The sequence below is a fragment of the Variovorax paradoxus genome, from assembly GCF_000834655.1.
Lineage (GTDB): Bacteria > Pseudomonadota > Gammaproteobacteria > Burkholderiales > Burkholderiaceae_C > Variovorax > Variovorax paradoxus_F.
On the sequence record NZ_JXQQ01000008.1, the window covers coordinates 231,978 to 258,354 of the forward strand.

General features: G+C 68.4%; 27 protein-coding genes. 15 read left to right on the plus strand and 12 right to left on the minus strand.

Annotated elements, in window-relative coordinates:
* Window positions 1–119: 119 nt before the first annotated feature.
* From RT97_RS03605 to RT97_RS03615, 3 genes are read right to left on the minus strand one after another with little or no spacing between them, the layout of a single operon-like run.
* Window positions 120–638 (minus strand): DUF494 family protein, encoded by a 519-nt coding sequence (locus RT97_RS03605; protein WP_042577417.1) that lies wholly within the window; start codon window positions 636–638, stop codon window positions 120–122.
* Window positions 639–672: 34 nt separating this feature from the next.
* Complete coding sequence (gene dprA, locus RT97_RS03610; RefSeq protein ID WP_042577418.1) at window positions 673–1,824, minus strand: DNA-processing protein DprA; 1,152 nt, start codon at window positions 1,822–1,824, stop codon at window positions 673–675.
* A gap of 37 nt (window positions 1,825–1,861) precedes the next feature.
* Window positions 1,862–3,079 (minus strand): LysM peptidoglycan-binding domain-containing protein, encoded by a 1,218-nt coding sequence (locus RT97_RS03615; protein ID WP_042577419.1) that lies wholly within the window; start codon window positions 3,077–3,079, stop codon window positions 1,862–1,864.
* Window positions 3,080–3,239: 160 nt separating this feature from the next.
* On the opposite strand from RT97_RS03615, the gene def reads away from it, so the two are divergent.
* From def to RT97_RS03640, 5 genes are read left to right on the plus strand one after another with little or no spacing between them, the layout of a single operon-like run.
* Window positions 3,240–3,758, plus strand: a complete 519-nt coding sequence (gene def / locus RT97_RS03620) for a peptide deformylase (RefSeq protein ID WP_042577420.1) — start codon at window positions 3,240–3,242, stop codon at window positions 3,756–3,758.
* A gap of 5 nt (window positions 3,759–3,763) precedes the next feature.
* Window positions 3,764–4,261 (plus strand): hypothetical protein, encoded by a 498-nt coding sequence (locus RT97_RS03625; protein ID WP_042577421.1) that lies wholly within the window; start codon window positions 3,764–3,766, stop codon window positions 4,259–4,261.
* Complete coding sequence (fmt, locus tag RT97_RS03630) at window positions 4,258–5,211, plus strand: methionyl-tRNA formyltransferase (RefSeq protein WP_042577422.1); 954 nt, start codon at window positions 4,258–4,260, stop codon at window positions 5,209–5,211. Before RT97_RS03625 ends, fmt begins: the two co-directional genes overlap by 4 nt.
* Complete coding sequence (locus tag RT97_RS03635; protein WP_042577423.1) at window positions 5,211–5,951, plus strand: AzlC family ABC transporter permease; 741 nt, start codon at window positions 5,211–5,213, stop codon at window positions 5,949–5,951. Before fmt ends, RT97_RS03635 begins: the two co-directional genes overlap by 1 nt.
* Window positions 5,948–6,283, plus strand: coding sequence for an AzlD domain-containing protein (locus RT97_RS03640; protein WP_042577424.1), 336 nt, complete (start codon window positions 5,948–5,950; stop codon window positions 6,281–6,283). Before RT97_RS03635 ends, RT97_RS03640 begins: the two co-directional genes overlap by 4 nt.
* Window positions 6,284–6,287: 4 nt before the next feature.
* On the opposite strand, the gene RT97_RS03645 is transcribed toward RT97_RS03640, so the two are convergent.
* From RT97_RS03645 to RT97_RS03655, 3 genes are read right to left on the minus strand one after another with little or no spacing between them, the layout of a single operon-like run.
* Window positions 6,288–7,928 (minus strand): FAD-dependent oxidoreductase, encoded by a 1,641-nt coding sequence (locus RT97_RS03645; RefSeq protein WP_042577425.1) that lies wholly within the window; start codon window positions 7,926–7,928, stop codon window positions 6,288–6,290.
* Window positions 7,929–7,935: 7 nt separating this feature from the next.
* Window positions 7,936–9,057 (minus strand): alpha/beta hydrolase family protein, encoded by a 1,122-nt coding sequence (locus RT97_RS03650; RefSeq protein ID WP_042577426.1) that lies wholly within the window; start codon window positions 9,055–9,057, stop codon window positions 7,936–7,938.
* On the minus strand, window positions 9,050–9,598 hold the full coding sequence (locus tag RT97_RS03655) for a VOC family protein (protein ID WP_042577427.1): 549 nt from the start codon (window positions 9,596–9,598) through the stop codon (window positions 9,050–9,052). The genes RT97_RS03650 and RT97_RS03655 overlap by 8 nt, the downstream gene beginning before the upstream one ends.
* 85 nt (window positions 9,599–9,683) lie before the next feature.
* Between RT97_RS03655 and RT97_RS03660 the strand changes: the two genes are divergently transcribed.
* The 3 genes from RT97_RS03660 (at window position 9,684) to pyk (ending at window position 13,412) form a co-directional block, all read left to right on the plus strand.
* Window positions 9,684–10,589, plus strand: a complete 906-nt coding sequence (locus RT97_RS03660; RefSeq protein WP_042577428.1) for a LysR family transcriptional regulator — start codon at window positions 9,684–9,686, stop codon at window positions 10,587–10,589.
* A 93-nt stretch (window positions 10,590–10,682) separates the two neighbouring features.
* On the plus strand, window positions 10,683–11,876 hold the full coding sequence (locus tag RT97_RS03665; RefSeq protein WP_042577429.1) for a phosphoglycerate kinase: 1,194 nt from the start codon (window positions 10,683–10,685) through the stop codon (window positions 11,874–11,876).
* Window positions 11,877–11,963: 87 nt separating this feature from the next.
* The gene (gene pyk, locus RT97_RS03670; protein WP_042577430.1) at window positions 11,964–13,412 is read left to right on the plus strand and encodes a pyruvate kinase; all 1,449 of its coding nucleotides are present in this window, start codon (window positions 11,964–11,966) and stop codon (window positions 13,410–13,412) included.
* Window positions 13,413–13,514: 102 nt separating this feature from the next.
* Here the strand turns inward: pyk and RT97_RS03675 are convergent, their stop codons facing one another.
* Window positions 13,515–14,531, minus strand: coding sequence for a 1-aminocyclopropane-1-carboxylate deaminase (locus RT97_RS03675; protein ID WP_042577431.1), 1,017 nt, complete (start codon window positions 14,529–14,531; stop codon window positions 13,515–13,517).
* A 136-nt stretch (window positions 14,532–14,667) separates the two neighbouring features.
* Between RT97_RS03675 and RT97_RS03680 the strand changes: the two genes are divergently transcribed.
* The 4 genes from RT97_RS03680 (at window position 14,668) to RT97_RS03695 (ending at window position 18,359) form a co-directional block, all read left to right on the plus strand.
* On the plus strand, window positions 14,668–15,153 hold the full coding sequence (locus tag RT97_RS03680; RefSeq protein ID WP_042577432.1) for an Lrp/AsnC family transcriptional regulator: 486 nt from the start codon (window positions 14,668–14,670) through the stop codon (window positions 15,151–15,153).
* Between the two features lie 35 nt (window positions 15,154–15,188).
* Window positions 15,189–16,118, plus strand: a complete 930-nt coding sequence (locus RT97_RS03685; RefSeq protein WP_042577433.1) for an alpha/beta hydrolase — start codon at window positions 15,189–15,191, stop codon at window positions 16,116–16,118.
* Window positions 16,119–16,182: 64 nt separating this feature from the next.
* A complete protein-coding gene (gene fba, locus RT97_RS03690) occupies window positions 16,183–17,247 on the plus strand; it encodes a class II fructose-bisphosphate aldolase (protein ID WP_042577434.1) in 1,065 nt (354 codons plus the stop codon).
* A gap of 206 nt (window positions 17,248–17,453) precedes the next feature.
* The gene (locus RT97_RS03695; protein WP_042577435.1) at window positions 17,454–18,359 is read left to right on the plus strand and encodes a phosphoribosylaminoimidazolesuccinocarboxamide synthase; all 906 of its coding nucleotides are present in this window, start codon (window positions 17,454–17,456) and stop codon (window positions 18,357–18,359) included.
* Window positions 18,360–18,463: 104 nt separating this feature from the next.
* Here RT97_RS03695 and RT97_RS03700 read toward each other — a convergent pair whose 3' ends face one another.
* From RT97_RS03700 to RT97_RS03715, 4 genes are all read right to left on the minus strand, one after another.
* Window positions 18,464–18,904: an META domain-containing protein gene (locus RT97_RS03700; RefSeq protein WP_042577436.1), complete on the minus strand. Its 441-nt coding sequence runs from the start codon at window positions 18,902–18,904 to the stop codon at window positions 18,464–18,466.
* 62 nt (window positions 18,905–18,966) lie between these two features.
* Complete coding sequence (locus RT97_RS03705; protein ID WP_080898158.1) at window positions 18,967–20,415, minus strand: type II toxin-antitoxin system HipA family toxin; 1,449 nt, start codon at window positions 20,413–20,415, stop codon at window positions 18,967–18,969.
* Window positions 20,416–20,456: 41 nt separating this feature from the next.
* Window positions 20,457–20,765 (minus strand): helix-turn-helix domain-containing protein, encoded by a 309-nt coding sequence (locus RT97_RS03710; RefSeq protein WP_042577437.1) that lies wholly within the window; start codon window positions 20,763–20,765, stop codon window positions 20,457–20,459.
* Between the two features lie 125 nt (window positions 20,766–20,890).
* Window positions 20,891–21,811 (minus strand): tetratricopeptide repeat protein, encoded by a 921-nt coding sequence (locus RT97_RS03715; protein ID WP_042577438.1) that lies wholly within the window; start codon window positions 21,809–21,811, stop codon window positions 20,891–20,893.
* A 36-nt stretch (window positions 21,812–21,847) separates the two neighbouring features.
* Here RT97_RS03715 and purE point away from each other — a divergent pair, with 36 nt between their 5' ends.
* From purE to RT97_RS03730, 3 genes are read left to right on the plus strand one after another with little or no spacing between them, the layout of a single operon-like run.
* Window positions 21,848–22,399: a 5-(carboxyamino)imidazole ribonucleotide mutase gene (gene purE, locus RT97_RS03720; protein WP_042577439.1), complete on the plus strand. Its 552-nt coding sequence runs from the start codon at window positions 21,848–21,850 to the stop codon at window positions 22,397–22,399.
* Window positions 22,396–23,589 (plus strand): 5-(carboxyamino)imidazole ribonucleotide synthase, encoded by a 1,194-nt coding sequence (locus tag RT97_RS03725; RefSeq protein WP_042577440.1) that lies wholly within the window; start codon window positions 22,396–22,398, stop codon window positions 23,587–23,589. Before purE ends, RT97_RS03725 begins: the two co-directional genes overlap by 4 nt.
* Window positions 23,586–24,587 (plus strand): L-threonylcarbamoyladenylate synthase, encoded by a 1,002-nt coding sequence (locus RT97_RS03730; protein ID WP_042577441.1) that lies wholly within the window; start codon window positions 23,586–23,588, stop codon window positions 24,585–24,587. The genes RT97_RS03725 and RT97_RS03730 overlap by 4 nt, the downstream gene beginning before the upstream one ends.
* A gap of 100 nt (window positions 24,588–24,687) precedes the next feature.
* Here the strand turns inward: RT97_RS03730 and RT97_RS03735 are convergent, their stop codons facing one another.
* On the minus strand, window positions 24,688–26,280 hold the full coding sequence (locus RT97_RS03735; protein WP_042577442.1) for an alpha/beta hydrolase family protein: 1,593 nt from the start codon (window positions 26,278–26,280) through the stop codon (window positions 24,688–24,690).
* Window positions 26,281–26,377: the final 97 nt, after the last annotated feature.

A 26,377-nucleotide genomic window follows, 5' to 3' on the forward strand; every position in this document is an offset into this window, starting at 1 on the left:
GAGCTGCGGTCCCTTTTCAAGAGTGCCGCGGAACCGGCTTTGCCGGGCCGCAGGCGCTGCCCCCGGTAAGGGGTTGGCGTAGCGACACGAAGTGCGCGAAGCCTGGGGGCGAGCCCAGCTCAATGCGCGATACGGCCTTCGCGGCTTTCGCAGAGCTCGTCGAGCACCAATGCATCGGGCTCGATGCCGGTGCTCCAGTGAACCATGAGCACGATGATCTTGAGTTCGTCGAGCGCCACCGGATCGCCCGGTGCCGCCATCGCGCGTTCGATCACGATCTCGCGCAATCCACACGACAGCACGTCCGACAGTTCGAGGAAACGGATGAAGCCGAGGCATTCGGCACCCAGGTGCTCCTGCTCGGCCTGGGAATAGACGCGCATGGCGTCGTCGGATTGGGGCAACGAGGCTTCGGGGGCTCCGCGGAAGCTGATCGTTGCGGTGGCATCGTCGTCGGGGTCGAGTTCCAGCTGTATGCCCTGCGTTGCGAGGCTCAGGCCGTCGAGCCAGTGCAGGGCATCGCGAATCTCGTCTGCCTCGAAGCCGTGGGCGCTGAGCTTGCGGCCCAGCTGTTCGGGTTCGGGGCAGGCATCGCCGCGCCAATAGTTTTCGTACACAAAAACAAGCACTTCGAACATGAGCCCAATATAGCCCACGAATGTGCGTGGCAGGCTAGGTGGAAGCCATTCGTTGGAAGAGTCCGCCGGGCAGTCGTGAAATGTGCCCGTCCAGTTCGAGCTCGAGCATCCTGGCCTGCAGCGCGGCTGCGCTCCATCCGGTGCGCGCGCTGAGGGCATCGAGGCTCACGGGTTCGAAGCCGAGCGCGTCGAGCAGCGGGTCTTCGGAGGCTGGTGCGTCATTGCCGCCGTGTCCGTTCGAGGCTGCGGCGTTTGCCACGCCGTTCGTGCGCAGCGGGGGCAGTTCTTCGAGGATGTCGGCCACCGACTCGACCAGCTTGGCGCCCTGGCGGATCAGCGCATGGCAGCCACGCGATTGCGGCGAGTGGATCGAGCCCGGGATGGCGAACACTTCCTTGCCCTGCTCCGAGGTGAGCCGTGCGGTGATGAGCGAGCCGGACGCCAACGCCGCCTCGACCACCAGCGTGCCGCGCGCCAGACCCGCGATCAGCCGGTTGCGCTTCGGAAAATTCTGCGTGAGGGGCGGCGTGCCGAGCGGCAGCTCGCTCACGATCAGCCCCTGCAGGGTGATGCGGTGCGCGAGGTCGCGATGCCGCGCGGGGTACACGCGGTCCAGGCCCGTGCCGACCACGGCCACCGTGGCGAGCCGCGGCGCATCGCCGGCGGCATCGAGCGCGCCCTGGTGCGCCGCGCCATCGACCCCCAGCGCCAGTCCAGAGATCACGGGCACCCCCGCATCGCCCAGCGCGCGGGCAAAGCTGCGCGCGTTGGTGGCGCCTTGCGGCGTCGGGTTGCGGCTGCCGACGACGGCGACGCTGTGCTGCAGCTGCGTGAGGTCGAAGTCCGCGGCGCCCAGCACATAGAGCATCAGCGGCGGGTCGGCCATCTCGAGCAGCGACGCGGGGTAGCCGGCATCGCCAAGCGTGACGAGGCGGCGGGTGACGCCGCTGGCGTCGGCCGTTTGCAGCCACTGCCAGGTCTGGTCGACCGCCGCCTGAAGGCCTTGGGGTGCCTGCTGGAGGGCATCTGCCTGCGCCGAGCTGACGACCTGCCGCAGCCCGGCATTGCCTTGCCCGAAAACCCCTTCGGGCAGGCCGAAGGCCGCGAGCAGCTTGCGCGCGGTGCCGTCGCCGATGCCCGGCGTCAGTGAAAGCCGCAGCCAGCCTGCGAGTTCTGCGCGTTCCAAACGGGTACGGGCGAGGACGTGGGCGCCGGAAAGCCGATCAGGGGTTGACGAGGAAGTCGCCCGCCTTCGGCGTGTCGTTGATCTCCAGCACCAGGGCGTAAGAGACCTTCTCGAAAGTGCGGAACACCATCAGGAGACCGATGCGTTCGTTCGGCAGCTTGATGGTTTCCTTGCGCGCGCCGGTGCGGTCGAGGATGGTTTCGCCGTTCTTCAGGATGGCCAGCACGTGGCCGCTGTCGATGCCGTCGCGCGTGCCCTTGTTGATGGCCACCACCTGGTTCTGCGCCGCGAACTGCACCGCGTTGCCGTAGACCGAGATGATCCGGCCGTCGACCTGCGTCGAAGGCGCGCGGGGCGCGTAGCTCAAGAGCTGGCGCGGCGGCTCGGGCAGCAGGCGGTCGCCGGCGCGCATTTCTTCGCGCGACGCCACGATGTCGATGCTGGCCGGAACGACCGTGATGATGTCCTTGTCGTCGACCGTCTCGATGGTGGTCGACTCGCCGCGCTGCAGCTGGGCCTTGCCCAGGTACTGCGCCTCGTAGCCGAGGATCTCGCCCGTGCCCGGGTCCTTCAGTGGCGTGGCGTTGCGGAAGATGCGGTAGTGCTGCACGGGGCCCGGCACCTCGACCAGCGGCGTCTCGGGGTTGCCGCGGGCGTAGGCCCGGTCGCCGCGCGACAGCAGCACGCGGCTGTCGTTGCCGGCGACGATGCGCGGCGCGCTATCTAGCGTGTTGGCGTCCACGACGATCGGCTCGCTGAGGAAGGGTTCGATCAGGCTCGGGTTGAGCGTGGGCAACGCCATGCCGGCCAGTGAATCGAAACGGGTGCGTGGTGACAGCTTGATGGTGCCGCCGTCGCCGCTCACGCCGCCGCGGCGGGTGGTCAGGCGTGCCCGGCCGCCACTCTTGTCCAGGTAGAGAACCTGGCCGGGGTAGATGCGGTGGGGGTTGGCGATCTCGTTGATGTTCATGCCCCACAGCTCCGGCCAGCGCCAGGGGCGCAGCAGGTAGAGGCGGGAGATGGCCCAGAGCGTATCGCCGGGCTTGACCGTGTATTCGTCGGGTGCCCGGGGCGACAGCTCGCTCAGCGGAACGCCCGCCTGGGCGGTCTGCTGTGCGGTGGCGCGCTGCTGAGGTGTGACAGGATAGTTTTGTGCCCAGGCCGTGGTGGCGCCGCAACTGCCGATTACCGCCAGGGCGGTCAGCGTGGCGAAGAGATTGGGGCGCTGGCGTTCGGTGGATCTGAGCTTTTTCATGTCTGGATGGGTGAGCGCGCGACGTATCGCTGCGCATACGAATCTCACAATTTGCTACGAATTCTGCGCCCGAAGCCCTTGGAAGGGCAACGTTTTCGGGCCTGCGGGGCGCCCGGCGTCGCGGAATTGGCGAAAATAGCCACAACTTCCCCCCGATTTCATGGCCAAACGAATCATTCTGAGTTACCCGGACAAGCGCCTGCACACGGTGGCCAAGCCGGTGCAGGGCGTCGATGCGCGCGTCAAGGCCCTGGTTGCCGACATGCTGGAGACCATGTACGACGCCGAAGGCATCGGCCTGGCGGCCACCCAGGTCGACGTGCACGAGCGGCTCGTCGTCATCGATGTCTCCGAAGAGCGCAACAAGCCGATCGTGCTGATCAACCCCGAAATAACCTGGGCGAGCGACGAGAAGGTACTCAACGAAGAGGGCTGCCTCTCCGTGCCTGGCATCTACGACGGCGTGATGCGCTCCACCTCGGTCAAGGTCCAGGCGCTCGACGAAAACGGCGAAATGCGCACCATCGAGGCCGAGGGCCTCCTGGCCGTGTGCATCCAGCACGAACTCGACCACCTGCTGGGCAAGGTCTTCGTCGAATACCTCTCGCCTCTCAAGCGCAACCGCATCAAGAGCAAGCTGCTCAAGCAACAGCGCGAAGAAATGCGCGAACGGGCCTGAACCTCATGACATTGCGCAGCCTCGGCTCCCTCGCGGCATTGGCGGTTCTTGCGGCCGTTGCCGGCTGTGCCAACGAGCCTACCCGCGTCCAGCCCGGCGCCACGGCCGCCGACACCCTGCAGCGCCTGGGTGCGCCCACCGGCCGCTATCCGCTCAACAACGGCGGCGAGCGCCTGCAGTATTCGCGCATGCCGGCCGGCTTCGAGGTCACCGACATCGATGTGGACGCCTCGGGCAAGGTGGTCTCGGTGACCCAGGTGCTCAACGAAGCACGCTTCGGCTACGACATCAAGGTCAACCAGTGGCGCCAGAACGATGTCATGGCGTTCTACGGCCGTCCGTACCAGATCGACCGCGTGAGCTCCTTCGACGGCGTCGTCTGGACATGGCGCTACAAGGCAGTGAACGAGCGGCGCATGCTCTATATCTATATCGACCCGACCGGCGTGGTCCGTCGCTATCACACGGGGGATGACCTCGAATTCGAACGGGTCCGGGATTGAGCCGGCTCAAGGTCGCTTTTGCGGGCACGCCCGAGTTCGCGCGCGTCGCCCTGGAGGCCATCGCCGCCGCCGGCCATGACATCGTCCTGGTGCTGAGCCAGCCCGACCGGCCTGCGGGTCGCGGCATGAAGCTGCAGGCATCCCCCGTCAAGCAGTGCGCCGTCGCCAACAACTGGCCGGTCGCGCAGCCACGGAGCCTGCGCCTGGACGGCAAATACCCCGACGAAGCAGCCATCGGTCGCGATGCCCTGCAGGAGGCCCAGCCCGACGTGATGGTGGTCGCTGCCTACGGGCTCATCCTGCCGCAGTGGGTGCTCGACCTGCCCGCGCACGGGTGCCTGAACATCCACGCGAGCCTGCTGCCGCGCTGGCGCGGCGCGGCGCCCATCCACCGCGCCATCGAAACCGGCGACCCGGAAACCGGCATCACCATCATGCAGATGGACGCTGGCCTGGACACCGGCGACATGCTGCTGCGCGAAGCCGTCGCCATCGGCGCCGACAACACCGCCCGCCTGCACGACCGCCTGGCCGCGCTCGGCGGCCGGATGATCGTAGAAGCACTGGCGAACCTCGGCAGCTTGACCCGCACGCCGCAGCCGGCCGAGGGCGTCACCTACGCCAACAAGGTCGAAAAACACGAGGCGCAGATCGACTGGGCCCAGTCCGCCGATGCCATCGTGCGACGCATCCGGGCATTCGATCCGTTTCCGGGCGCCAACAGCCCGCTCGACGGCGAGACCGTCAAGCTCTGGACCGCACACGCGGTGCCCGCCGATGCCTCGGCCGCGCCAGGCACGATCCTGGCCGTCAGCGACACCGGCGTCGCGGTGGCAGCGGGCGATGCCGGCGTGATGCTCACGGAGCTCCAGCGCCCGGGCGGCAAGCGTTTGCCCGTGGCCGATTTCCTGCGGGGCTTCGACCTGAAGCCCGGGCAGGTATTCGGCTGATGTTTCTTTCGCAAGCCATCCGCCAGCGCCCCGAATTCCGCAAGGGCATCCGCGACATGTCGTCGGCCGCGCTGGGCATCGGTGCCTGGGGCCTGATGACCGGCGTGGCCATGGTCAAGTCGAACATGAGCGTGGTCGAGGCGGTGGCGATGACGCTGTTCGTCTATGCCGGCAGTTCGCAGCTTGCGGCCATTCCGCTGCTCTTCGCGGGCGCGCCGGCGTGGGTGATCCTGGCGACGGGCTTCTGCGTCAACCTGCGCTTCGTGGTCTTCAGCCTGCACCTGCGGCCCTACCTCATGCACATGCCGCGCTGGCGGCGCCTCACGCACGGCTACCTGACGGCGGACCTGAGCTACGCGCTCTTCACGAAGCAGTACCCTGCGCCCCCCGTGACCCTTGCCGAGCAGCAGTCGCAGGAGGCCTACCTCACCGGCAACTACTTCGTGACCTGGTGTTCGTGGATGGGCATGAGCCTGCTGGGCATTGCGCTGGCCAACTTCATTCCGCAGACCTGGGGCCTGGGCTTCGCGGGCGTGCTGAGCCTGGTGGCGATCGTCTGCTCGATGGCGACGACGCCGTTGCGCGTGCTGGCCGCGCTGATCGCCGGCGCCACCGCCGTCGCGGCCTATGCGCTGCCGCTCAAGCTCAACATCGTCGTGGCCATCGGTGCCGCGGTGCTGCTGTGCTTCTGGCTCGAGAAGCAGTTCGGGCTCGACCCCGACGCGGAGGACGCCAAGTGAGAGGCACCGACCTGTGGACGCTGGGCGTCATCGCCGGCCTGGCACTCGTCACGGTGCTCACGCGCTGCTTCTTCTTCATCCTCGACCGTCCCTGGGGCCTGCCCGACTGGGCGCACCGCGCGCTGCACTACGCGCCGGCCGCGGCGCTGGCTGGCGTGATCGCGCCCGAGATCGTCATGACGCAGGGCCACCTGATCACCACGCTGCACGATGCGCGCCTGTATGCGGCCGTCGTCGGCGGCGCGTACTACTTCTGGCGCCGCGGCGTGCTCGGCACGATGCTGGCAGGCATGGCGGTGTACCTGCCGCTGCATCTCTGGCAGGGCTGGTAGGCCTTCAGCGCAGGGCCAAGGCCGTGCGCAGCGCGGCGGCGATGGCATCGGGCGTGGCGTTCGAAAGCGTCGCGGCGCGGTAGGCGTCGGGGCGCACGAGCACGAAGCTGCCGGCTTCATGAAGGCCGAGGTGGGCCGACAATTTTTCGTCGGCCTGCAGCGTCGGCAAGCCGCTGTCCCCGCCGATGGCGAGCAGGCGCAGCGGCAGCGATGCGGTCGCGTTCATCGCCTCCCTGGCTTCGTCGCTCGTGGGGTTCAACCAGAGGCCGATGCATCGGGTGCCGTCGGCCAGCAGCTGCATCAACGACGTCTCGCGGCCATCGGCCCAGCGCATCGGCAGGTTCTGCAGCGAGCGCCCGCCCTCGGGCAATTGCGGCGCGGCAGGGTAGTCGTTGGCGACCGACATGCGCCCGGTGTTCACCAGCGCCCGCGCGAACGGATGGCGCGCCGCCAGCGCCACCACCGCCCGCCGCAGCAGGTGCTCGGCCGGCGAACGCGGCGCGAGGAAACGCGCCGAGCGGCTGGTCACCCGCAGGTTCTCCTGCGCGGCGGGCTGGCGCTCCGCGTCGTAGCTGTCGAGCAGCGCATCGCCCGCCTGCCCCTGCGCGACCAGCGCCAGCTTCCAGCCGAGGTTCGCCGCATCCTGGATGCCGCTGTTGCCGCCGCGCGCGCCGAAGGGGCTCACCACGTGCGCCGCATCGCCGATGAAGAACACGCGGCCGTGGCGAAAGCGCTCGAGCAGATGGTCGCGGTAGCCGTACGGGCCGATCCAGACGAACTCGAATTCCACGTCCGGCCCGAGTTGCTCCCGCAGCCGCGCGCCCGCCACTTCGGGGCGGCTGATGTGGGCCGTGTCGCAGTCCTCGGGCATCTGGTAGTCGATGCGCCACACGCCGTCGGCCATCAGGTGCTGCCAGACGCCGCGGCCTTCGTTGAAGGGCGCGTCCACCCAGGTCCAGCGCTCGGTGGGCAGCGGCTTGGCAAAGCGCACGTCGCTGATGCACCAGCGGTCGGTGCTGCGCGACGCATGCGCCTCGATGCCCAGCTGCGTGCGGATCGGGCTGTTGGCGCCGGTCGCGTCGATCAGCCGGTCGGCCTCGATCGCGTAGCTGCCCGCCGGCGTCTCGATGTCCAGGCGCACGCCATCGGCCAGCTGTTCGACGCGCGTCACGCGGCTCTTCCAGCGCACGTCGGTCAGCCCGAGCTCGAGGATGCGCTCGACCAGGAACCACTCGACATAGAACTGCTGCAGGTTGATGAACGGCGGCTGCTTCGAGACGCTCGCCGCCTGCAGGTTGAAGTTGTAGACCTCCTCGACGCCCGAGAAGGTGCGCCCGAACGACCAGGTGATGCCCTTGGCCGCGATGCGTCCGCAGATGCCCAGGCGCTCGAAGATCTCCAGGCTCTTCTGCGCATAGCAGATGCCGCGCGATGACGCGCCGCGCACGCCGACGGTGTCGTCCTCGTCCAGCAGCACCGCGCGCACGCCGCGTCGCGCGAGGTCGCAGGCCAGCGTGAGCCCCGAGGGGCCGGCACCGACGATCACGATCGGATGGCGAACGATCTCGCCGCTGCCCAGTTCGGGCGGCGGCTCGAATGGCCAGGCCGGCAGCTCGTACGCCGGTGCGAACGCGAAGGTTTCCATCGATCGTCTAGAGCGCGTGGGCGAACCCGGCGATGGCGTCCGCCGCTTGCGGGATCAGCTCGGGCTGGCCCGCCAGGTAATGGTTGCCGCCCACGATGTCGACGTTGCGGATGCGCGCGCCGCCCGCGGCCATCCACGCGTCGCGCGTGCTCGGAAAGGTGGATTGATCGCCCGTGTAGGTCAGCAGCAGCTTGGGCACCGTGGTGCGCGCGAGATTGACCGGCCCATCGGCCTGCGAGCGCGACGACCATTGCGAGAGGAATGCGGTGAGCGAAGTGGTTCGGCCCATCGCATTGGCCGAGTAGTTCACTTGCCGCGCATCGCCCCACACGCTGCCGGGCAGGCGGTCGTTGGCATCGAGCGACAGGTCCACGCAGCGCGGGTCGGCATGCGTGCGGTACACGATGAAGGTCTGGTCGCGCGGTGCGCCCGGCGTGTTGCGCAGCAACGCGAGGCGGTCGATGCACCACTGCTCGATGCGGTCCAGCCGCGCCTTCTGCGCTGCGCTGAAGCGCGCGAGAAATTCGACGTCGTAGGGCACGCGATGCCGCGGGTCGTACATGTCCAGGTCGGGGTCCATCGACAGGGGATCGTGCTCGTCGGTGACCGAGGGGTCGATCCAGTCGCGCATCAGTCGCGTGCGGCCCAGGTGCGCGGCGCACAGCGCGATGCCGTCCACCGGCGGCAGGTCGCTCGGGTGCAGGTGCGTCGGATCGCCGTCGGGCAAATGCGTGGCGGTGAGGTGCTCGGCCTGCGCCTGGTAGAAGGCCGCGAGCGCTGCGCCGCCCGAGTTGCCGACGAGGAACACCTTCTCGTAGCCGGCTTCGCGCAGGTACCGCACACCGGCGCCCAGGTCCTGGATCGCGCGCTCCATCAGCAGCACCGTGTCGTTGCCCACGAAGCGCGAGTTCAACCCCATGCAGCAGATGCCGCGCTCGGCCAGCGGACCGATGAGGTAGTGGCCCATGAAATTACTGGTCGGATGCATCACGATGGCCGCGACCTTCTTCGGACCCTGCGGCGCGCGGTACGCGCCGTAGATGCGCGGGCGCAGCAACTGCAGGCCCGACTGGCTTTCCATCGCCGCGCCGGGCTTCACGTCGATGACGGCGAGTTGAAGGTCAGACATTCGAGGCGCCCTTTGCTGCACGAAGCCCCGCCTTGCGCGCCGTCCACGCATCGAGGTCCGCGCGCGCGTGCCGCGCATGCGCATCCATCTCCGCCTGCGGCACGGTCGGCGTCGTCAGTTCCAGGCGAATGCCGTTGGGATCGAAGAAGTAGATCGATTCGATGATGTGGTGGTCGGTCACCCCCAGCACCTCGACACCCGCGCCTTCGAGCCGCGCCTTGGCGGCCAGCAGGTCGTCCACCGAGTCGACGCGCAGCGCGATGTGGTTGACCCAGGCGGGTGTGTTGGGCGAAGGCAGCGCGGCGGTGTCGTCGCCAAGGTCGAAGAAGGCGATGTAGGAGCCGTCGCGCATCTGGAAAAAGATGTGTACGTAGGGGCAGTATTCGCCCGTGCTCGGCACGTGGTCGCTCTGGATGATGTGCGCCAGCGGCAGGCCCAGCAGGTCTTCGTAGAAGTGGCGGGTCTCTTCGCTGTCGCGGCAGCGCCAGGCGAAGTGGTGAAGGCCCCGGACAGGTGGCGCGGTGTTGGCGGTCGTCGGCATTCGGGTCTCCGTTGGAGCCGCTATTTGGCGATGCTGCGTCTTATGATGCAATCGAAATTAATTCATCGATTGATGAAATAGACGTATGAATCTGACCCTGCGCCAGCTGCGAGCCTTCGCCGCCGTTGCCGAGGCCGGCAGCTTCACCGCCGCCGCGCAGCAACTGCATCTCACGCAGTCGGCACTCAGCGTGCTGGTGCGCGAACTCGAACGCGAGATGGGCGTGCAGCTGCTCGATCGCCATACGCGGCGCGTGCAACTCTCGGAGGCCGGGCGCGAGTTTTTGCCCTCGGTACATCGCCTCCTCGGCGACCTCACGAGCGCCGTGGCCGGCGTGACCGATCTTCGTGACAAGAAGAAAGGCTTGCTACGTCTTGCGGCGCCGCAGCTCATGGCCTGCACGCTGATGCCGCGCGTGATCGCGCTCTATCGCGCGGCGTATCCCGATGTCGACGTGCGCCTGGCCGACACGTTGCCCGAGCACCTGCTGGCCGGCGTGATCGCTGGCGATGTGGAGCTGGCGGTCGGGCAGGACGTGGCGGTGGACGCCACCATCGACCGCCGCACGCTGCTGCGCGACCGGCACTGGCTGATCTGCCCGCCCGACCACGCCTTTGCCAGGCGCCGCAAGGTGCGCTGGCACGAGCTCGGCCCCTGCACCTTCATCGCGCCCACGCGCGACTTCCGCCAGCGCGTGCTGCCCGAACTGGCCCCGGCGGACCGCGAGCTGATGCTGCGCCCCGGCACCCAGGAGGTGTCGTACATGACGACCGCGCTCGGCATGGTGGCCGCGGGGCTCGGGCTCACCGTGTGCCCGACCTATTCGGCGCCGCTGGTACGCGCACACGGGCTGCAGATGGTGCGGCTGGAGTCGCCCGACTTCCACCGCGAGGTGTGCGTCTACAGCGCGGCGCGGCGCGCGCTCTCGCCGGCCGCCGCGAGCTTCGTCGAGATCCTGGAGCGCTTCGCCAAGGCGCAGCCGAAGGGTTGAAAAGCATCAGAACCCCGCAAGAGGCGCATAGAGCGCCCGCAGGGCGATACCTACAATGCAAGACGACCTGTTTTCCACTATCTCCAGAGACCCATGAACGTCATTCGATTCACCGACCTCTGCGCTGAGGGCAAGGCCGCCGGCCAGCGCGTCTTCATCCGCGCCGATCTCAACGTGCCGCAGGACGATGCAGGCAACATCACCGAGGACACGCGCATCCGCGCCTCGGTGCCGTGCATCCAGCTGGCGCTCGACGCCGGCGCCGCCGTGATGGTTACTTCGCACCTGGGCCGCCCGACCGAAGGCGAGTTCAAGCCCGAAGACTCGCTCGCTCCGGTGGCCAAGCGCCTGGGCGAACTGCTCGGCCGCGATGTGCCGCTGGTGGCCAACTGGGTCGATGGCGTCGACGTCAAGCCCGGCCAGGTCGTGCTGCTGGAGAACTGCCGCGTCAACAAGGGCGAGAAGAAGAACGACGAGGCGCTCGCCCGCAAGCTCGCCGCGCTCACCGACATCTACGTGAACGACGCATTCGGCACCGCCCACCGCGCCGAGGCCACCACCTACGGCATCGCGCAATTCGCCAGGATCGCCGCGGCCGGCCCGCTGCTCGCTGCCGAGATCGACGCCATCACCAAGGCGCTGGCCCAGCCCAAGCGGCCGCTGGTGGCCATCGTGGCCGGTTCCAAGGTCAGCACCAAGCTCACCATCCTCAAGAGCCTGTCGGCCAACGTGGACCAGCTGATCGTCGGCGGCGGCATCGCCAACACCTTCATGCTGGCGGCGGGCCTTTCGATCGGCAAGTCGCTGGCCGAGCCCGACCTGGTCGACCAGGCCAAGGCGGTGATCGAGGCGATGCGCGCACGCGGTGCCGACGTGCCGATTCCCGTGGACGTGGTCACCGCCAAGACCTTCGCGGCCGATGCGCCTGCCACCGTCAAGGACGCGAGCGACGTGGCCGACGACGACCTGATCCTGGACATCGGCCCCAAGACGGCCGCGATCCTTGCGGCGCAACTGCGCGAAGCCGGCACCATCGTCTGGAACGGCCCGGTCGGCGTGTTCGAGTTCGACGCGTTCGCCGGCGGCACCAAGGCCATCGCACAAGCCATTGCCGAGAGCAGCGCGTTCTCGATCGCCGGCGGCGGCGACACGCTCGCAGCCATCGCCAAGTACGGCATCGAAAAGCAGGTCGGCTACATCTCGACCGGCGGCGGCGCCTTCCTCGAAGTGCTGGAGGGCAAGACCCTGCCGGCCTTCGAAATTCTGAGCAAGCGCGCGGCGGGGTGATCTCCGCGGCGGGGAATCTCGTGAGGGTGACTTCCGTCAGACACACAAAGTGTATACAGTAGCGAATACAAAACGGAGACACATTTCATGAGCACGGATCGCATCCCCCGCCACGCCACCAAGATCGTCGCCACCCTCGGCCCGGCGTCCAGCACCCCCGAACTGCTGGAGAAGATGATCCAGGCCAAGGTCAGCGTGGTGCGCCTGAATTTCAGCCACGGCACGGCGCAGGACCACATCGACCGCGCCACCATGGTCCGTGAAGCCGCCCGCAAGGCCGGGCGCGAAGTGGCCATCATGGCCGACCTGCAGGGACCGAAGATCCGCGTCGGCCGCTTCGCGCAGGGCAAGGTGCTGCTCGAGGCGGGCGCCAAGTTCGTGCTCGACGCCTCGCGCACCGAGCTGGGCGACGTCGATGCCGTGGGCCTGGACTACAAGGACCTGCCGCGCGACGTGAAGCCCGGCGACAGGCTGCTCCTGAACGACGGCCTGATCGTGCTCACGGTCGACGGCGTGAAGGGCGAAGCGGTCTACACCACCGTCAAGCTGGGTGGCGAACTCTCGAACAACAAGGGCATCAACAAGCAGGGCGGCGGCCTCACCGCCCCCGCGCTGACCGCCAAGGACATGGAAGACATCAAGACCGCGATGAGCTTCCAGGCCGACTACGTGGCCGTGAGCTTTCCGAAGAACGCCACCGACATGGAAATGGCCCGCCAGCTGTGCAACGTGGCGGCCGCCGAATACGGCCACAAGCCCGGGATGATCGCCAAGATCGAGCGCGCCGAAGCCATTCCGAAGCTCGAAGAGATCCTGCGCGCGAGCGACGGCATCATGGTCGCCCGCGGCGACCTGGCCGTCGAAGTCGGCAACGCCGCCGTGCCCGCGCTGCAGAAAAAGATGATCCGCATGGCGCGCGACATGGACAAGGTGGTGATCACCGCGACCCAGATGATGGAGTCGATGATCACCAACCCCGTGCCCACCCGCGCCGAGGTGAGCGACGTGGCCAACGCCGTGCTCGACGGCACTGACGCCGTGATGCTCTCGGCCGAAACCGCCTCGGGCCGCTACCCGCTGGAGACCGTGCAGGAGATGAGCCGCATCTGCGAGGCGGCCGAGGCGGCCGAAGACAAGATGCTCGACGCCGACTTCAGCGGCAAGACCTACAGCCGCATCGACCAGTCGATCGCGATGGGCGCGCTCTTCACCGCGCACCACCTGGGCGCCAAGGCCATCGTGGCGCTGACCGAGTCGGGCTCCACGATGCTGTGGATGAGCCGCCACCGCGCGCACATCCCGATGTACGCCCTGACCTCGCGCCTGGCCACGCAGCGCAAGCTTGCGCTGTACCGCAACGTGCGCCCGCTCCTGATGGATTCGGAAAGCGACCGCGACACCGCGCTGCTGCAGGCCGAGAACCACCTGAAGAAGCGCGGCATCGTGCAGAGCGGCGATGTCTACGCCATCACCTGCGGCGAGCCGATGGGTGCCCCCGGCGGCACCAACATGCTCAAGATCTGCCGCGCAAGTTAGGCGCACCTCCAGGCTTCGCGCACTTCGTGTCGCGCGCGCCAACCCCCTTGCGGGGGGTAACACCTGCGGGCCGGCAAAGCCGGTTCCGCGGTGTTCCTGGAATCAGCCGTTGCGGAACAGGAAGCTGTAGGCGTTCAAGGCGGGCACACCGCCCAGGTGCGCATACAGCACCTTGGAGCCTGCCGGGAATTCCCCGAGCCGCACCTTCTCGATCATCCCGTGCATCGACTTGCCCTCGTACACCGGGTCGGTCAGCATGCCTTCGAAGCGCGCGCAGAGGCGAATCGCCTCCAGCGTGCCTTCGTTCGGCAGCCCGTATTCCGGCCCGCCGAAGCGGCGGTCCAGCACCACGTCCTTCTCGGTGATTTCGCGGCCCAGCTCCACCAGCTCGGCCGTGTTCCTTGCGATGCGCACGATCTGCTCGAAGGTCTGCTGCGGCTTGGCCGAGGCGTCGATGCCGATCACGCGGTCGGCGCGGCCGTCGGCAGCGAAGCCCACCACCATGCCGGCCTGCGTGCTGCCGGTGACCGAGCAGACCACGATGTAGTCGAACTTGAAGCCGAGCTCGGCCTCCTGCTGGCGCACTTCCTCGGCAAAGCCGACGAAGCCCAGGCCGCCGCGCGGGTGCTCCGAACAGCCCGCGGGAATCGGGAACGGCTTGCCGCCGGCCTTGCGCACGTCGCTCATGGCCTCTTCCCAGCTCTTGCGGATGCCGATGTCGAAGCCCGCCGCATCCAGGCGCACGTCGGCGCCCAGGATGCGCGACATCTCGATGTTGCCGACCCGGTCGTACACCGCGTCGGAGTAGTTCACCCAGTTCTCCTGCACCAGCACGCACTTGAGGCCCAGGTGCGCAGCCACCGCGGCCACCTGCCGCGTCTGGTTCGACTGGATGCCGCCGATGGACACCAGCGTGTCGTAGCCGCCTTCCAGCGCCTCGGGGATCAGGTATTCGAGCTTGCGCGTCTTGTTGCCGCCGAAGGCCAAGCCGCTGTTGCAGTCCTCGCGCTTGGCATAGAGATCGACCTTGCCGCCCAGGTGGGCGCTAAGGCGCTTGAGCGGATGGATCGGCGTGGGGCCGAAGGTCAGGGCGTGGCGGGGAAATTTCTTCAGGTTCATCGATGCGGCTCCGAGGGGTTGAAGCCATCGATCGTAGGAAGAAGGGTTTGCAACGTGCTTGCGAAGTTCAAGGAGATTTCGGGAAAAAAGAAGGCAAGATGCGCCTGTAGAAGGTTTTTGGGTCAAGGATGGTTTCATGAGCACAACAAAGTTGCGTCCCTCGGTGGAGCTCGATCGCACCGACCGCGCGATCCTGCGCGCGCTGCAGCGCGACGCCTCGGTGTCGAACGTCGCGCTGGCCGCCAAGGTGAGCCTCAGTGCGCCGGCGTGCCTGCGCCGCGTCGAGCGGCTCAAGGAGGCCGGGTTCATCAAGGGCATCGTCGCGCTGCTCGATCCCGATGCGCTGGAGGTCGGCATGCTGGTGATGATCGGCGTGGTGCTCGACCGCTCCACGCCCGACTCGTTCTCCGACTTCGAGAAGGCCGCGCAGAAGGTGTCGGGCTGCCTCGAATGCCACGTGGTGACGGGCGAATTCGACTACTTCATGCTCGTGCGCACCCGCGACAACGACAGCTTCAACCGCCTGCACGCCGAGCAGCTGCTGTACCTGCCGGGCGTGCGGCAGATCCGCACCTTCGTGGTTCTGAAGCAAGTGCTGTCGACCACGCAGCTTCCGATCTGACGAAACCGCGGCTCGCCCGCGTGCGTACTGGTGCGATGAGCTTTCCTACCTTCGCGTCACTCCGCCGGCGCCGCAGCGCCATCGCCACCGCGTTCACCGTCGCCGCAGCCGCCGCGCTGTCGGCCTGCTCCCCGATCAAGGTGCTCAACGGGCTGGTGCCCGAAGACACCTACCAGTTCCAGGGCGGCATCGCCTACGGCGCGGCGCCCCGGCAGCAGCTGGACGTCTACCAGCCGCTGCCCGCCACGCAGCCAGGGCGCGGCGCGCGGCCGCTGGTGGTGTTTTTCTTCGGCGGCACGTGGACGAGCGGCGATCGCGCCAGCTACAAGTTCGTCGGCGAGGCGCTGGCGGCCCGGGGCGCGGTGGTCGTGATTCCCGACTACGGCCTCTCGCCCGCCTACACCTACCCGGTCTTCGTGCGCGACAGCGCGATGGCCGTCAAATGGGCGCTCGACAACGCCGCGCAACTCGGCGCCGACCCCAAGCAGGTCTACGTGATGGGACACAGCTCGGGTGGCTACAACGCCGCGATGGTGGCGCTGGACGATCGCTGGCTCGGCGAACTCGGCGCGAGCCCGAAGCAGCTCGCCGGCTGGATCGGCTTGGCCGGCCCCTACGACTTCCTGCCCATCGGCGACCCGCAGGCGCAGGCCGCCTTCAACTGGCCGAACACACCGCGCGACTCCCAGCCGCTCGTGCATGCGAGCGCCGCGTCGCCCCGCGCGCTGCTGATGGCGGCATCGAAGGACAACCTCGTCTACCCCGACCGCAACACCGGCCAGATGGCCGCGGCGCTGCGTGCCGCCGGGGTCCCGGTGCAGGTGCGGCTCTTCGACAACCTGAGCCACGTCACACTGATCGGCGCGTTCGGCAAGCCGATCCAGTGGCTGGGCGGTCCGGTGCTGCCGCCGGTCATGGACTTCCTCGGGTTGGCGTCAGTCCTGTCCCACAAGGGGGCTCGGTAGAATTGCGGTAGTTTTCTTTCGTCTTTCCGCCTTCTTCTTTCCCTATTTCCCGCGAGGTATTTCCATGGCACTCGTCTCGATGCGCGAACTGCTGGACCACGCCGCAGCCAACGGCTACGGCATTCCGGCCTTCAACGTCAACAATCTCGAACAGGTCCAGGCCGTGATGGAGGCCGCCAAGGAAACCGGCGCTCCCGTCATCCTGCAAGCCAGCGCAGGTGCCCGCAAATACGCCGGCGAAGCCTTCATCAAGCACCTGATCCAGGCCGCGATCGAGCAGTACCCGAACATCCCGCTGGTCATGCACCAGGACCACGGCCAGAACCCCGACGTCTGCAAGGGCGCCATCGACCTTGGCTTCAGCTCGGTCATGATGGACGGCTCGCTCGAGGCCGACGGCAAGACCATCGCCAGCTACGACTACAACGTGGACGTCACCAAGAAGGTGTCCGACATGGCCCACCGCCTGGGCGTGACCGTCGAAGGCGAGCTCGGCTGCCTCGGTTCGCTCGAAACCATGAAGGGCGACAAGGAAGACGGCCACGGCACCGACGACACCATGACGCGCGAGCAGCTGCTCACCGACCCCGAGCAGGCCGCCGACTTCGTCAAGCGCACCCAGATCGACGCACTGGCCATCGCCATCGGCACCAGCCACGGCGCCTACAAGTTCACGCGCGAGCCCACCGGCGACATCCTGGCGATCGACCGCATCAAGGAAATCCACCGCCGCATTCCCAACACCCACCTGGTGATGCACGGTTCCTCGAGCGTGCCGCAGGAACTGCTGGCGATCATTCGCCAGTACGGCGGCAACATGAAGGAAACCTACGGCGTGCCCGTCAAGGAAATCCAGGAAGCCATCAAGCACGGCGTGCGCAAGATCAACATCGACACCGACATCCGCCTGGCCATGACCGGCGCGGTGCGCAAGTTCCTGGCAGAGAACCCCGAGAAGTTCGACGCCCGCGAATGGCTCAAGCCCGCGCGCGAGGCCGCCAAGCTGATCTGCAAGCAGCGCTACATCGAGTTCGGCTGCGAAGGCCAGGGCGCCAAGATCAAGGGCGACACGCTGCAAGTGGTCGCCGCCAGGTACGCCAAGGGCGAACTGGCGCAGGAAGTCGTCTAACGAGGCTTGCCCCCAGGCTGCGCGCACTTCGTGTCGCTTCGCCAACTCCCTGCAGGGGGCGGGCCGGCCGCTTCGGGCGGCCGTGCGCGGCGGCCCTCCCGAACAGTCAGGGGTCTCTTCACGATCTTCGGGCCACCGTCAACGGTGGCTTTTTTCTGCGCGCACAATCCGAATCCCGCCATCCCGTTTTTCCATCGCATCTGCCCATGACCACCGTCCACACCTCCTCCATCCAGAGCCTGCCCCTGCTTGCGCGCGGCAAGGTGCGCGACAACTACGCCGTCGGCGAAGACCGCATCCTGATGGTCGCGAGCGACCGGCTGAGCGCCTTCGACGTGATCATGGGCGAGCCGATTCCCGGCAAGGGCGAGATCCTCACGCAGATGGCGCTGTGGTGGTTCGAGCGGCTCGGCCAGCTGTGCCCCAACCACCTGACCGGCGATGCGCCCGAGAGCGTGGTCACCGCCGAAGAAGTGCCCCAGGTCACCAAGCGCTCGATGCTGGTCAAGCGCCTGAAGCCGATCCCGGTCGAGGCCGTGGTGCGCGGGTACCTCGCCGGCAGCGGCTGGAAGGAGTACCAGGAAAGCCGCTCGGTCTGCGGCGTGCCGCTGCCCGAAGGCCTGACCAACGCGAGCAAGCTGCCGCGCCCGATCTTCACGCCCGCCGCCAAGGCCGCGGCCGGCGAGCACGACGAGAACATCAGCTACGACCGCGTGGTCGAGATCGTCGGCCCCAAGCTGGCGCAGCAGATCCGCGAGACCAGCATCGCCATCTACGAAACCGCCGCGCAGATCGCCCTGACCAAGGGAATGATCATTGCCGACACCAAGTTCGAATTCGGCCTGGACGAGGCCGGCACGCTGGTGCTGATGGACGAGGTGCTCACGCCCGACAGCTCGCGCTACTGGCCCGTCGAAGGCTACGAAGCGGCGCTCGCCGCCGGCACCAATCCGCCGAGCTACGACAAGCAGTTCGTGCGCGACTGGCTCGAAGCCACCAAGATCAACGGCAAGCCCTGGGACAAGACGCCGCCCGCGCCGCGCCTGCCGGCCGAAGTGATCGAAAAGACCGCCGCCAAGTACCGCGAAGCGCTCGAGCGCCTCACCGGTTGATCCATAGAGCCCCCCGGCTTTTCACTTCGCCTCGCTGCGCGTAATTCGCCACCCCCCAAGGGGGAGGCGCGGCTCGCCTTGGGGCGGCCCGGCGGCGGCCGCCTTCAGCGGTTTCCCGAACTCAGCGTCGCCACGGTCCGCCCGCCGGCGTCCAGCAGCGCGAGGCGCCCCGGCGCAAGGCTGTAGCTCGTCGTGCTCTGCAGGGCCGACAGGAACTGCGCCTCGTTGGCGCCGCGCACCGGGTCGGCGCAGGCCATGCGCGTGGCCGCCAGCTGCCCGATCCTCAAGCTGATGCCGCTGCGGGTGTAGGTGCCCGAGACGCGGTTGCAGCCGCCCGAGCCGCTGACGCGGCCGCTGCTGCGGTCGAACTGGATCTGCGCATCGCCGCCCGGCGTGATGGACTCGTCGCCCAGCTGCGTGAGGCGCCACAGCGGCCCTTCGATCGGTTCGTCCAGGCTGATGCCGCTCCCGCAGCCGGTCAAGGTGGTCAACAGCGCAGCCGTTGCAAGCACGGGGAGCGCGATGTGGCGGGCGAAGGAACGCATGGCCAGTCTTTCCTTTTGAATCTGCAACAAGATGAATCGGGCGCCATCGTATTCGACGCGGCTCAGCTCGCCAATGACGCCAGCGCCACGCCGCCCGCCAGCCGGACCTTCACGCAGCGCCGCACGCTGGCGGGCGTGCCATCTTGGGCGAGCAGCGCGGGCCATTCGGCTTGCGCCTGGCGCACCGTGTCGCGGGCAATCGCCATGAGCCGCGCGGGGCGCAGCAGGCCCGCCGAGCGCAGCAGGGCGTCGAGCGCCGGCCAGTCGAAGGCGCGCAGCTTGGCGTCGATCGCCCGGTTGACGCCGTAGTCGCCGGCCGGTACGTCCTCGAAGAAGGCCGCCACGCACACCGGGTCGTACAGCGGCGCCAGCACCGGTGCCACGCCGTCGGGGTAGCGCAGGGCCCAGTTCTTCAGGTGCGCGTCGCTGTTGCCCAGCAGGATGAAGGCGACGATGCGCCGCACGCATTCGCGCACGTCGGCCACCGGGTTGGGCGAGAGCCGGTCGAGCACGCGCAGCATCGCGGGCCAGTCGACCGCCAGGCCCCGGCCGTATTTCTGCCGGGGCTCGTACTGCAGCACTTGCGCGAACTCCTCCATGTGGATGCGCCCGCCCTCGGGGGTGCGGTCGAAGCGGCGCACCGCGAGGATGTGCTCGAAGCGCACCTGCTCGGGCAGGTCGGCGTCGGCGCGGCCGATCACGCTGGCTTCGGCGCAGTCCAGGCCGAGCGCACCGCAGAGGCGATAGCCGGTGAATTCGTTGTCGACCAGGTCGGGATGCCGCGTGCTCGGCAGCTTGAGGATGAAGGAGCCGAGCTCGCCGCCGGGCCGCCCCAAGGCGGGTGCGCCCCCTTGGGGGGCCGCGAGGCGCAGCCGAGCTTCGGGGCTGTGCAAGCCGTGACGCCGCACCACGTAGCGCCGGCCGTCCTGCACGGCCGAGAACTTGGTCACGACGCCCGGAATGGCGGCGGCGTCTTCCACCGGCATCTCGACGAAGCCGGGCTCCAGCACATCCAGGCCGAGCGCGGTGTGCCAGTGGCGCACGGTGTCGGGAATGCCTTCGGCCGTGGGCACCGGCTCGACTTCGAGCGCGCCCATCAGGTCGTGGCCGGCGGCCGCCAGCAGCTCGAATTCGTCGTCGGCCGCGCAGCCGCGCTGTTGCGCGAGGCGCTCGCGGTTGTGGCCTTCGGGCAGCAGGTTCTGGAAGTAGCTCGGCCAGTGGCCGTCGCTGCGCGAGACGCGTGTGTCGCGCGCCGAGGCCAGGATCGCGCGGGTCGCGGCCTCGTCGGCGCCGCGGTAGGCGAGCGAAAGCGTCGGCCGTCCGGGATCGGCGATGTACGCCTCGTCGAACGACACGCGCAGGATGTCGCCGTACTGCGAGAGATAGCCGATGGCGCGCCGCCCGCCGCTGGGCCGCCCCGGGGCGGGCGAGCCCCCTCGGGGGACAGCGCCCACACCAGGAGCGGAAGCGTGGGGGCTTTGTGCATCGCCACCCGGCGCATGCAGGTACATCCGCAGGTAGCGGATGCCGGTGTTGAAGGCGGCGCTGGTGCTCACCGGCTTTCGTCAGCCAGGCTCTGTGCGATGGACGGCGGTGCGCCGACACCTGCCGGCTGCCCGAGCAGGCGGCCGCCCGAGCGCACGAAGTCTTCGAGTTGCGGACGCAGGCTGGCGGGCACGGGCATCAGCTCGAGCCCCAGCACGCGCGCCATTTCGAGCAGCGTCGACAGGCGCGGATCGATCTGGCCGCTTTCGATGCGCTGCACCGTCATGCGCGAGAGCCCCGCCTGGGTGGCCAGCGCCTCCTGGCTGAGGCCACCGGCCTTCCGGGCTTTTTCGAGTTCTTCAGTGAGTTGGAGCATTGGCGTACGCTTTTCTTTCAAATTGAGTAGCAATGCTATCTATCTAAGGCCGAGAAGACAATAAAAAAGCGACCCTTGAGTCGCTTTATCAATTCAATGCGCATCAAACTGCGCATTTTGGTTTTTCAGCTTAGCACGACGCTGCTCAGGCGGCGGCGGTACGTGGCCACGACCGGATCGTCCGGCGGAATCTGCCCGTCGGCCACTTTCACTTTCGGCGGCTCGATCACGTCGAGGATCGCGACGTAGGTCTTGCGAGCGAGCTCCTCGCTCCAGCTCTTGTCGCGCATCAGGATGTCGAGCAGCTCGTCCATCGCATCGGTCCAGCGCTGCCCGGCCATCAGGAGGCGGGCGCGCCCGAAGCGGGCGTCGAAGTCGCGCTTGTTGGCGGCGATCTTCGCGTCGAACTCGGCGATCGCGGGTGCGGCACCTGCGACCGGCACTGCGAAATCGATGGCGTCCATCCAGCGCTGCAGCGCATCGAAGCGGCGCACCAGCCCGGTCTTGGCGATCACGGGCGCGAAGGCGACCTTGGCGTCGTCGACGCGGCCTTCCTGCAGCAGGAGCTTGATGTAGTCGAAGCGGGCGTCGTCGTTGGCGGGGTCAGTGGCCACGGCGTGCTGCAGCTTCTCGAGTGCGCCCTCCGTGTCGCCCTCGGCCAGCGCTTCCTGCGCGGCGGCTTCTTCCGAGGCGGCTTCGGCCTCGTCGGCGCCCGGCACGTGCTTGTCGAGGAATTCGCGGATCTTCTCGGCCGGGATGGCTCCGACGAAGCCGTCGACCGGCTGGCCGTCCTTGAACATCACGCAGAACGGGATGCTGCGAACGCCGAACATCTCGGAGAGTTGCGACGAGATCTGCGGCACCTTGTCGGCGTCCAGCTTGGCCAGCGTGAAGCGGCCGGCGTATTCGACCTCGAGCTTTTCGAGCACCGGGCCGAGCTGCTTGCAGGGGCCGCACCATTCGGCCCAGATGTCCAGCAGCACCGGCGTGGCGACGGAGCCTTCGATCAGTTCGGCCTGGAAATTTTCGAGAGTGATGTCGATCATCGGAACCAACTGGGGGTGAAACGTAAAATTGAAACCATGAACGAAACCATTCAGGTCGGTGTAGTGATGGGCTCGAACTCCGATTGGGAGACGATGCGCAACGCGGTCGAGATTCTCCAGCAATTCGGAATCGGGCACGAAGCGAAGGTGGTCTCGGCCCACCGGATGCCCGATGCGCTGTTCGCGTACGCCGAAAGCGCCGCCGGGCGCGGGCTCACCGCGATCATCGCGGGAGCGGGCGGCGCGGCCCACCTGCCGGGCATGCTGGCCTCCAAAACCACGGTGCCGGTGCTCGGCGTGCCGGTGGCCAGCCGCCACCTGCAGGGCGTCGATTCCCTCTACAGCATCGTGCAGATGCCCAAGGGCGTGCCGGTGGCCACCTTTGCGATCGGCAATGCCGGCGCGGCCAACGCGGCGCTGTTCGCGGTGGCGATGCTGGCGGTCAACGACCCCGCGCTGCGCGCGAAGCTCGACGCCTTCCGCACGGCCCAGACCGCCGCTGCCGAAGCCATGACGCTGCCGCCGGCCCCCGCGGGCGAGGCACCTTCCGTTTCCCCTTTCTCGCCGCAAGGCGGAGGTGCCCTGTGACCAAGAACGGCGATCTGCCCATCCTCCCGGGCGCCACGCTCGGCGTGCTCGGAGGCGGCCAGCTGGGCCGCATGTTCGCGCACGCTGCCCAGCGAATGGGCTACTTCACCGCAGTGCTCGACCCCGACGCCGACAGCCCCGCCGGCCGGGTGAGCCATCACCACATCCACACCGACTACGCCGATGTCGACGGCCTCGCCCGCCTGGCCGGCCTGGCCGACGCAGTCACGACCGAGTTCGAGAACGTGCCCGCGCCCTCGCTGGAGCACCTGGCCGTGGCGCGCCCCGTGGCGCCCGGCGCCTCGGCCATCGCCATCGCGCAGGACCGCATTGCCGAGAAGGCCCACTTCACCCGCTGCGGCGTGCCCTGCGCGCCCTATGCGGCCATCGAGACGGCCGCCCAGCTCGCCGCCGTCGAAGACCACCTCCTGCCCGGCATCCTGAAGACCGCGCGGTTGGGCTACGACGGCAAGGGCCAGCAACGCGTGAAGACGCGCGCCGAGCTGGTCGAGGCCTGGCAGGCCACCGGCTGCGTGCCCTGCGTGCTCGAGAAGCTGCTGCCGCTTGAATTCGAATGCTCGGTGATCCTCGCGCGCGGCCGCGACGGTCAGATCGTGCACTTTCCGCCCCAGCGCAACCTGCATCGCGACGGCATCCTGGCCGTCACCGAGGTGCATGCGCTGAACATGCCCAAGACGGTGGCGCAGGGCGCGGTCAATTCCGCGAAAAGCATCGCCAACGGCCTGGGCTACGTCGGCGTGCTGTGCGTCGAGTTCTTCGCGCTGGCCGACGGCTCGCTGGTGGTCAACGAAATGGCGCCGCGCCCGCACAACAGCGGCCACTACACCATGGAAGCCTGCGACGTGTCGCAGTTCGAGCTGCAGGTGCGCACTCTCGCCGGCCTGCCGCTCTCGCCGCCGCGCCAGCACAGCCCCGCGATCATGCTGAACCTGCTGGGCGACCTGTGGTTCTCGTCCGGTGAGGAAAAGCCGGTTTCGCCGCGCTGGAGCGACGTGCTCGCGCTGCCCGGCGTGCACCTGCACCTCTACGGAAAGATCGAGCCGCGGCCCGGCCGCAAGATGGGCCACCTGACCCTCACCGGCGCGACGCTGGAGAGCGTGCGCGCCAATGCCTCGCAGGCGGCCCTGCTGCTGGGCCTGCCGGCGGTGGACGTGACTGGGCTCGCATGATCCTGGACGGCCAATCCCCCGAGGCCATCGCCGAGGCAGTGCGCAGGCTGCGCGCGGGCGGGCTGGTCGCATTCCCGACCGAGACCGTCTACGGCCTGGGCGCCGACGCGAGCAGCGACATGGCCGTGGCCGGGATCTTCAAGGCCAAGGGGCGGCCCTCCGACCATCCGCTGATCGTGCACGTCGCGGCCGGCATGAAGGGCACCGAGGCGCTCTCGCGCTTCGCCCAGCCGCTGCCGCTCTTCGCGCAGAAGCTGGTGCAGGCCTTCTGGCCCGGCCCGCTCACGTTGATCGTCACGCGCCAGCCCGGCGTGGGCGCCGCGGCCGCGGGCGGGCAGGACACCATCGGCCTGCGCTGCCCCTCGCACCCGGTGGCCCAGGCGCTCCTCGAAGCCTGCGCCGAGCAGGGCGTGCCGGGCGTCGCGGGGCCGAGCGCCAACCGCTTCGGCCGCGTGAGCCCGACCACGGCCCAGCATGTGTACGACGAGTTCGGCGAGGCGGTGCCGGTGGTCGACGGCGGCGCCTGCGAGGTCGGCATCGAATCGACCATCGTCGACTGCAGCCGGGGCGCGCCCGTGCTGCTGCGCCCCGGCCTCATCACACGCGCGCAGATCGAAGCGGCCTGCGGCGAGAAGCTCAGCGATCGCGACGTGCTCGAAACCCCCGACCCGCGCGCCTCGGGCACGCTCGAGGCGCACTACGCGCCGAACGCCAAGGTGCGCCTGATGGATGCGAAAGCGCTGCAGACGGGCCTCGATGTGCTCGGCGCCAATGCCGCGCACATCGCGGTCTGGTCGCGCAGCAGCCTGCGCTGCCGCTCGCAGCGCGTGCTGCAGCGGCGCATGCCCGACGACGCGGCGGCCAGCGCGCACCAGCTGTTCGCGGTGCTGCGCGAATTCGACGCGCAGGGCGTCAAGCTGATCTGGGTCGAGACGCCGCCCGACACGCCCGAGTGGGAAGGCGTGCGCGACCGCCTTCAGCGAGCGGCCGCAGCCTGATCGGAAAACACCGAGGAACCGGCTTCGCCGGGGCTCAGGTGTTGCCCCCGGTAGGGGGAAGGCGCGCGCCACACGAAGTGCGCGCAGCCTGGGGCGAGACCTATCCCCCGGCAGCCAACACACCCTGGAAGAACCCGCGCGCTGCCGCCAGGCAGAACGGCGGCGCCAGCGTGCCGTGGTAGGCGGCGGTGACGGCACGGGCCTTGTCTGCGTCGCTGCCCGCCGTGCTCTGCGCGAGCGTGCCCTTGGCCTGAGCGAAGCCGGCGCGGGCGGCCGAGTAGGCGTCGGTCGCGGCCGAATCCTCCAGGTCCACCACCGACAGCGCCGCGGCCGGCATGCCCTTCGCGCGGAAGTAGCCCGCCGTGGCGCGGGTGCTGGCGAAGTTGACCGTCGGGTCGTTGGCGCCGCCGCACATCAGCATCGGCCGGGTCGGCACCCAGTTGCGCAGGTCGTTGGCGAGCGCCGCCTTGCGAAAGCCCACCGAGGGGCTGCAGTTGAGCGGCGTCGTCGAGCTCAGCGAGGCTGCCGTCGGCGGCAGCGCGTTGCCCGGGCAGGCGTTCGACTGGATGTCGGTGGCCGCCTGCGTGAGGTAGCTCTGGCGGATCAGGTTGTTGGCGCCATAGAAGATCGACAGGTCGGGGCTCACCGGTCCCGGCGTCGCATTGGCCGGGAACAGCGCCAGCTGCGGCAGCTTGCCCTGGGCGAAGAGGGTGCTGGTGGGCGTCAGGCTCGGCAGCAGGGTGTCGATGCCGGTGGCGTACTGCGCTTCGTACACGTCGCTGGTGGCGTTGTAGACGTTGCCGAACTGCTGCTGCCAACTGGTCGAGAGCAGCGGCACGAAGATCGTCGAGCCCAGCGCCGGCCAGCCGAGGAAGGTGTAGTCGGTCAGCAGGCTGATGGCCGAAGGCGCCGAAAGCGGCGCCGAGGCCGTGACCGCCTTGCCCGTGGCCTGCATCTCGCGGTGCGCGGCCATTGCCACATAGCCGCCCTGCGAATAGCCGGTGATGAAGAGCGACCCCGCATCGTTCGCGTCGATGTTCGAGAAGGTCTTGCGCGCGGCGGTGAGCGCATCGACCATGTCCTTGCCCTGCTGGTCGCCGTTCAGGTACGGGTGGTAGGGCAGCGTCGACTTGTCGTAGCCCGCGTAATTCGGCGCGACCACGATGTAGCCCTGCGCCGCGAGCATGGCGGCCACCACCACGCCTTCGCCGGCGGCGGCCTGGTTGATATCGGTCCACTTGGCGAAGTTGTAGTCGCGGGCGGTGTTGGTGCCGTGCGCATAGAGCACCACCGGACGCGCGCCGTTGCAGGCCACGTCGGTGCCCGCGGGCACCATGATCGCGGCGGTCGCGGTGGTGGCTTCGCCCTTGCCGCCGACGGTGCGGTATTCGAGGTAGCGCGTGTCGATGCCGCACTTGGGCGTGCCCGCGACCTGCAGCAGCGCGCGGCCCTTGTCGTCGGCCCCCAGCAGCGTCTTGAACTGGTCGACCGACAGCCGCGTGACCTGCTCGGGCGGATTGGTGACCACCGAACCGCGCCCCGTGTCGGCGACCGGCGGCGGAAAGCCCACGCCGATGCCTCCGCCACCGCCTCCGCCGCCACCCCCGCAGGCTGCCAGGAGCAGCGTGACGCCGGCAAGGGCCGCCAGCCTGGGCAGCGGGGTGGAAGGTTGTTGTCGTTGCGGCTTGTTCAAGGCGTGTCTCCTGCTGCGTGGCTGTGACGCTGTGTATGGAATCGAACGAGCGTCCGATTCTGGGCAGCGCCATGCCCGCGCGCAAGCGGCGTCCGCC

What these genes read in the sequence shown, in the direction of transcription:
- RT97_RS03680 (WP_042577432.1), top strand. Translation starts at nt 14,668, where the DNA reads ATGAGCACAACAAAGTTGCGTCCCTCGGTGGAGCTCGATCGCACCGAC.
- RT97_RS03730 (WP_042577441.1), top strand. Translation starts at nt 23,586, where the DNA reads ATGATCCTGGACGGCCAATCCCCCGAGGCCATCGCCGAGGCAGTGCGC.
- RT97_RS03655 (WP_042577427.1), bottom strand. Translation starts at nt 9,598, where the DNA reads ATGCCGACGACCGCCAACACCGCGCCACCTGTCCGGGGCCTTCACCAC.
- purE (WP_042577439.1), top strand. Translation starts at nt 21,848, where the DNA reads ATGAACGAAACCATTCAGGTCGGTGTAGTGATGGGCTCGAACTCCGAT.
- fba (WP_042577434.1), top strand. Translation starts at nt 16,183, where the DNA reads ATGGCACTCGTCTCGATGCGCGAACTGCTGGACCACGCCGCAGCCAAC.
- def (WP_042577420.1), top strand. Translation starts at nt 3,240, where the DNA reads ATGGCCAAACGAATCATTCTGAGTTACCCGGACAAGCGCCTGCACACG.
- RT97_RS03605 (WP_042577417.1), bottom strand. Translation starts at nt 638, where the DNA reads ATGTTCGAAGTGCTTGTTTTTGTGTACGAAAACTATTGGCGCGGCGAT.
- RT97_RS03645 (WP_042577425.1), bottom strand. Translation starts at nt 7,928, where the DNA reads ATGGAAACCTTCGCGTTCGCACCGGCGTACGAGCTGCCGGCCTGGCCA.
- RT97_RS03635 (WP_042577423.1), top strand. Translation starts at nt 5,211, where the DNA reads ATGTTTCTTTCGCAAGCCATCCGCCAGCGCCCCGAATTCCGCAAGGGC.
- RT97_RS03685 (WP_042577433.1), top strand. Translation starts at nt 15,189, where the DNA reads ATGAGCTTTCCTACCTTCGCGTCACTCCGCCGGCGCCGCAGCGCCATC.
- RT97_RS03695 (WP_042577435.1), top strand. Translation starts at nt 17,454, where the DNA reads ATGACCACCGTCCACACCTCCTCCATCCAGAGCCTGCCCCTGCTTGCG.
- pyk (WP_042577430.1), top strand. Translation starts at nt 11,964, where the DNA reads ATGAGCACGGATCGCATCCCCCGCCACGCCACCAAGATCGTCGCCACC.
- RT97_RS03665 (WP_042577429.1), top strand. Translation starts at nt 10,683, where the DNA reads ATGAACGTCATTCGATTCACCGACCTCTGCGCTGAGGGCAAGGCCGCC.
- RT97_RS03625 (WP_042577421.1), top strand. Translation starts at nt 3,764, where the DNA reads ATGACATTGCGCAGCCTCGGCTCCCTCGCGGCATTGGCGGTTCTTGCG.
- RT97_RS03650 (WP_042577426.1), bottom strand. Translation starts at nt 9,057, where the DNA reads ATGTCTGACCTTCAACTCGCCGTCATCGACGTGAAGCCCGGCGCGGCG.
- RT97_RS03615 (WP_042577419.1), bottom strand. Translation starts at nt 3,079, where the DNA reads ATGAAAAAGCTCAGATCCACCGAACGCCAGCGCCCCAATCTCTTCGCC.
- RT97_RS03705 (WP_080898158.1), bottom strand. Translation starts at nt 20,415, where the DNA reads ATGTACCTGCATGCGCCGGGTGGCGATGCACAAAGCCCCCACGCTTCC.
- RT97_RS03700 (WP_042577436.1), bottom strand. Translation starts at nt 18,904, where the DNA reads ATGCGTTCCTTCGCCCGCCACATCGCGCTCCCCGTGCTTGCAACGGCT.
- RT97_RS03660 (WP_042577428.1), top strand. Translation starts at nt 9,684, where the DNA reads ATGAATCTGACCCTGCGCCAGCTGCGAGCCTTCGCCGCCGTTGCCGAG.
- RT97_RS03675 (WP_042577431.1), bottom strand. Translation starts at nt 14,531, where the DNA reads ATGAACCTGAAGAAATTTCCCCGCCACGCCCTGACCTTCGGCCCCACG.
- RT97_RS03710 (WP_042577437.1), bottom strand. Translation starts at nt 20,765, where the DNA reads ATGCTCCAACTCACTGAAGAACTCGAAAAAGCCCGGAAGGCCGGTGGC.
- RT97_RS03715 (WP_042577438.1), bottom strand. Translation starts at nt 21,811, where the DNA reads ATGATCGACATCACTCTCGAAAATTTCCAGGCCGAACTGATCGAAGGC.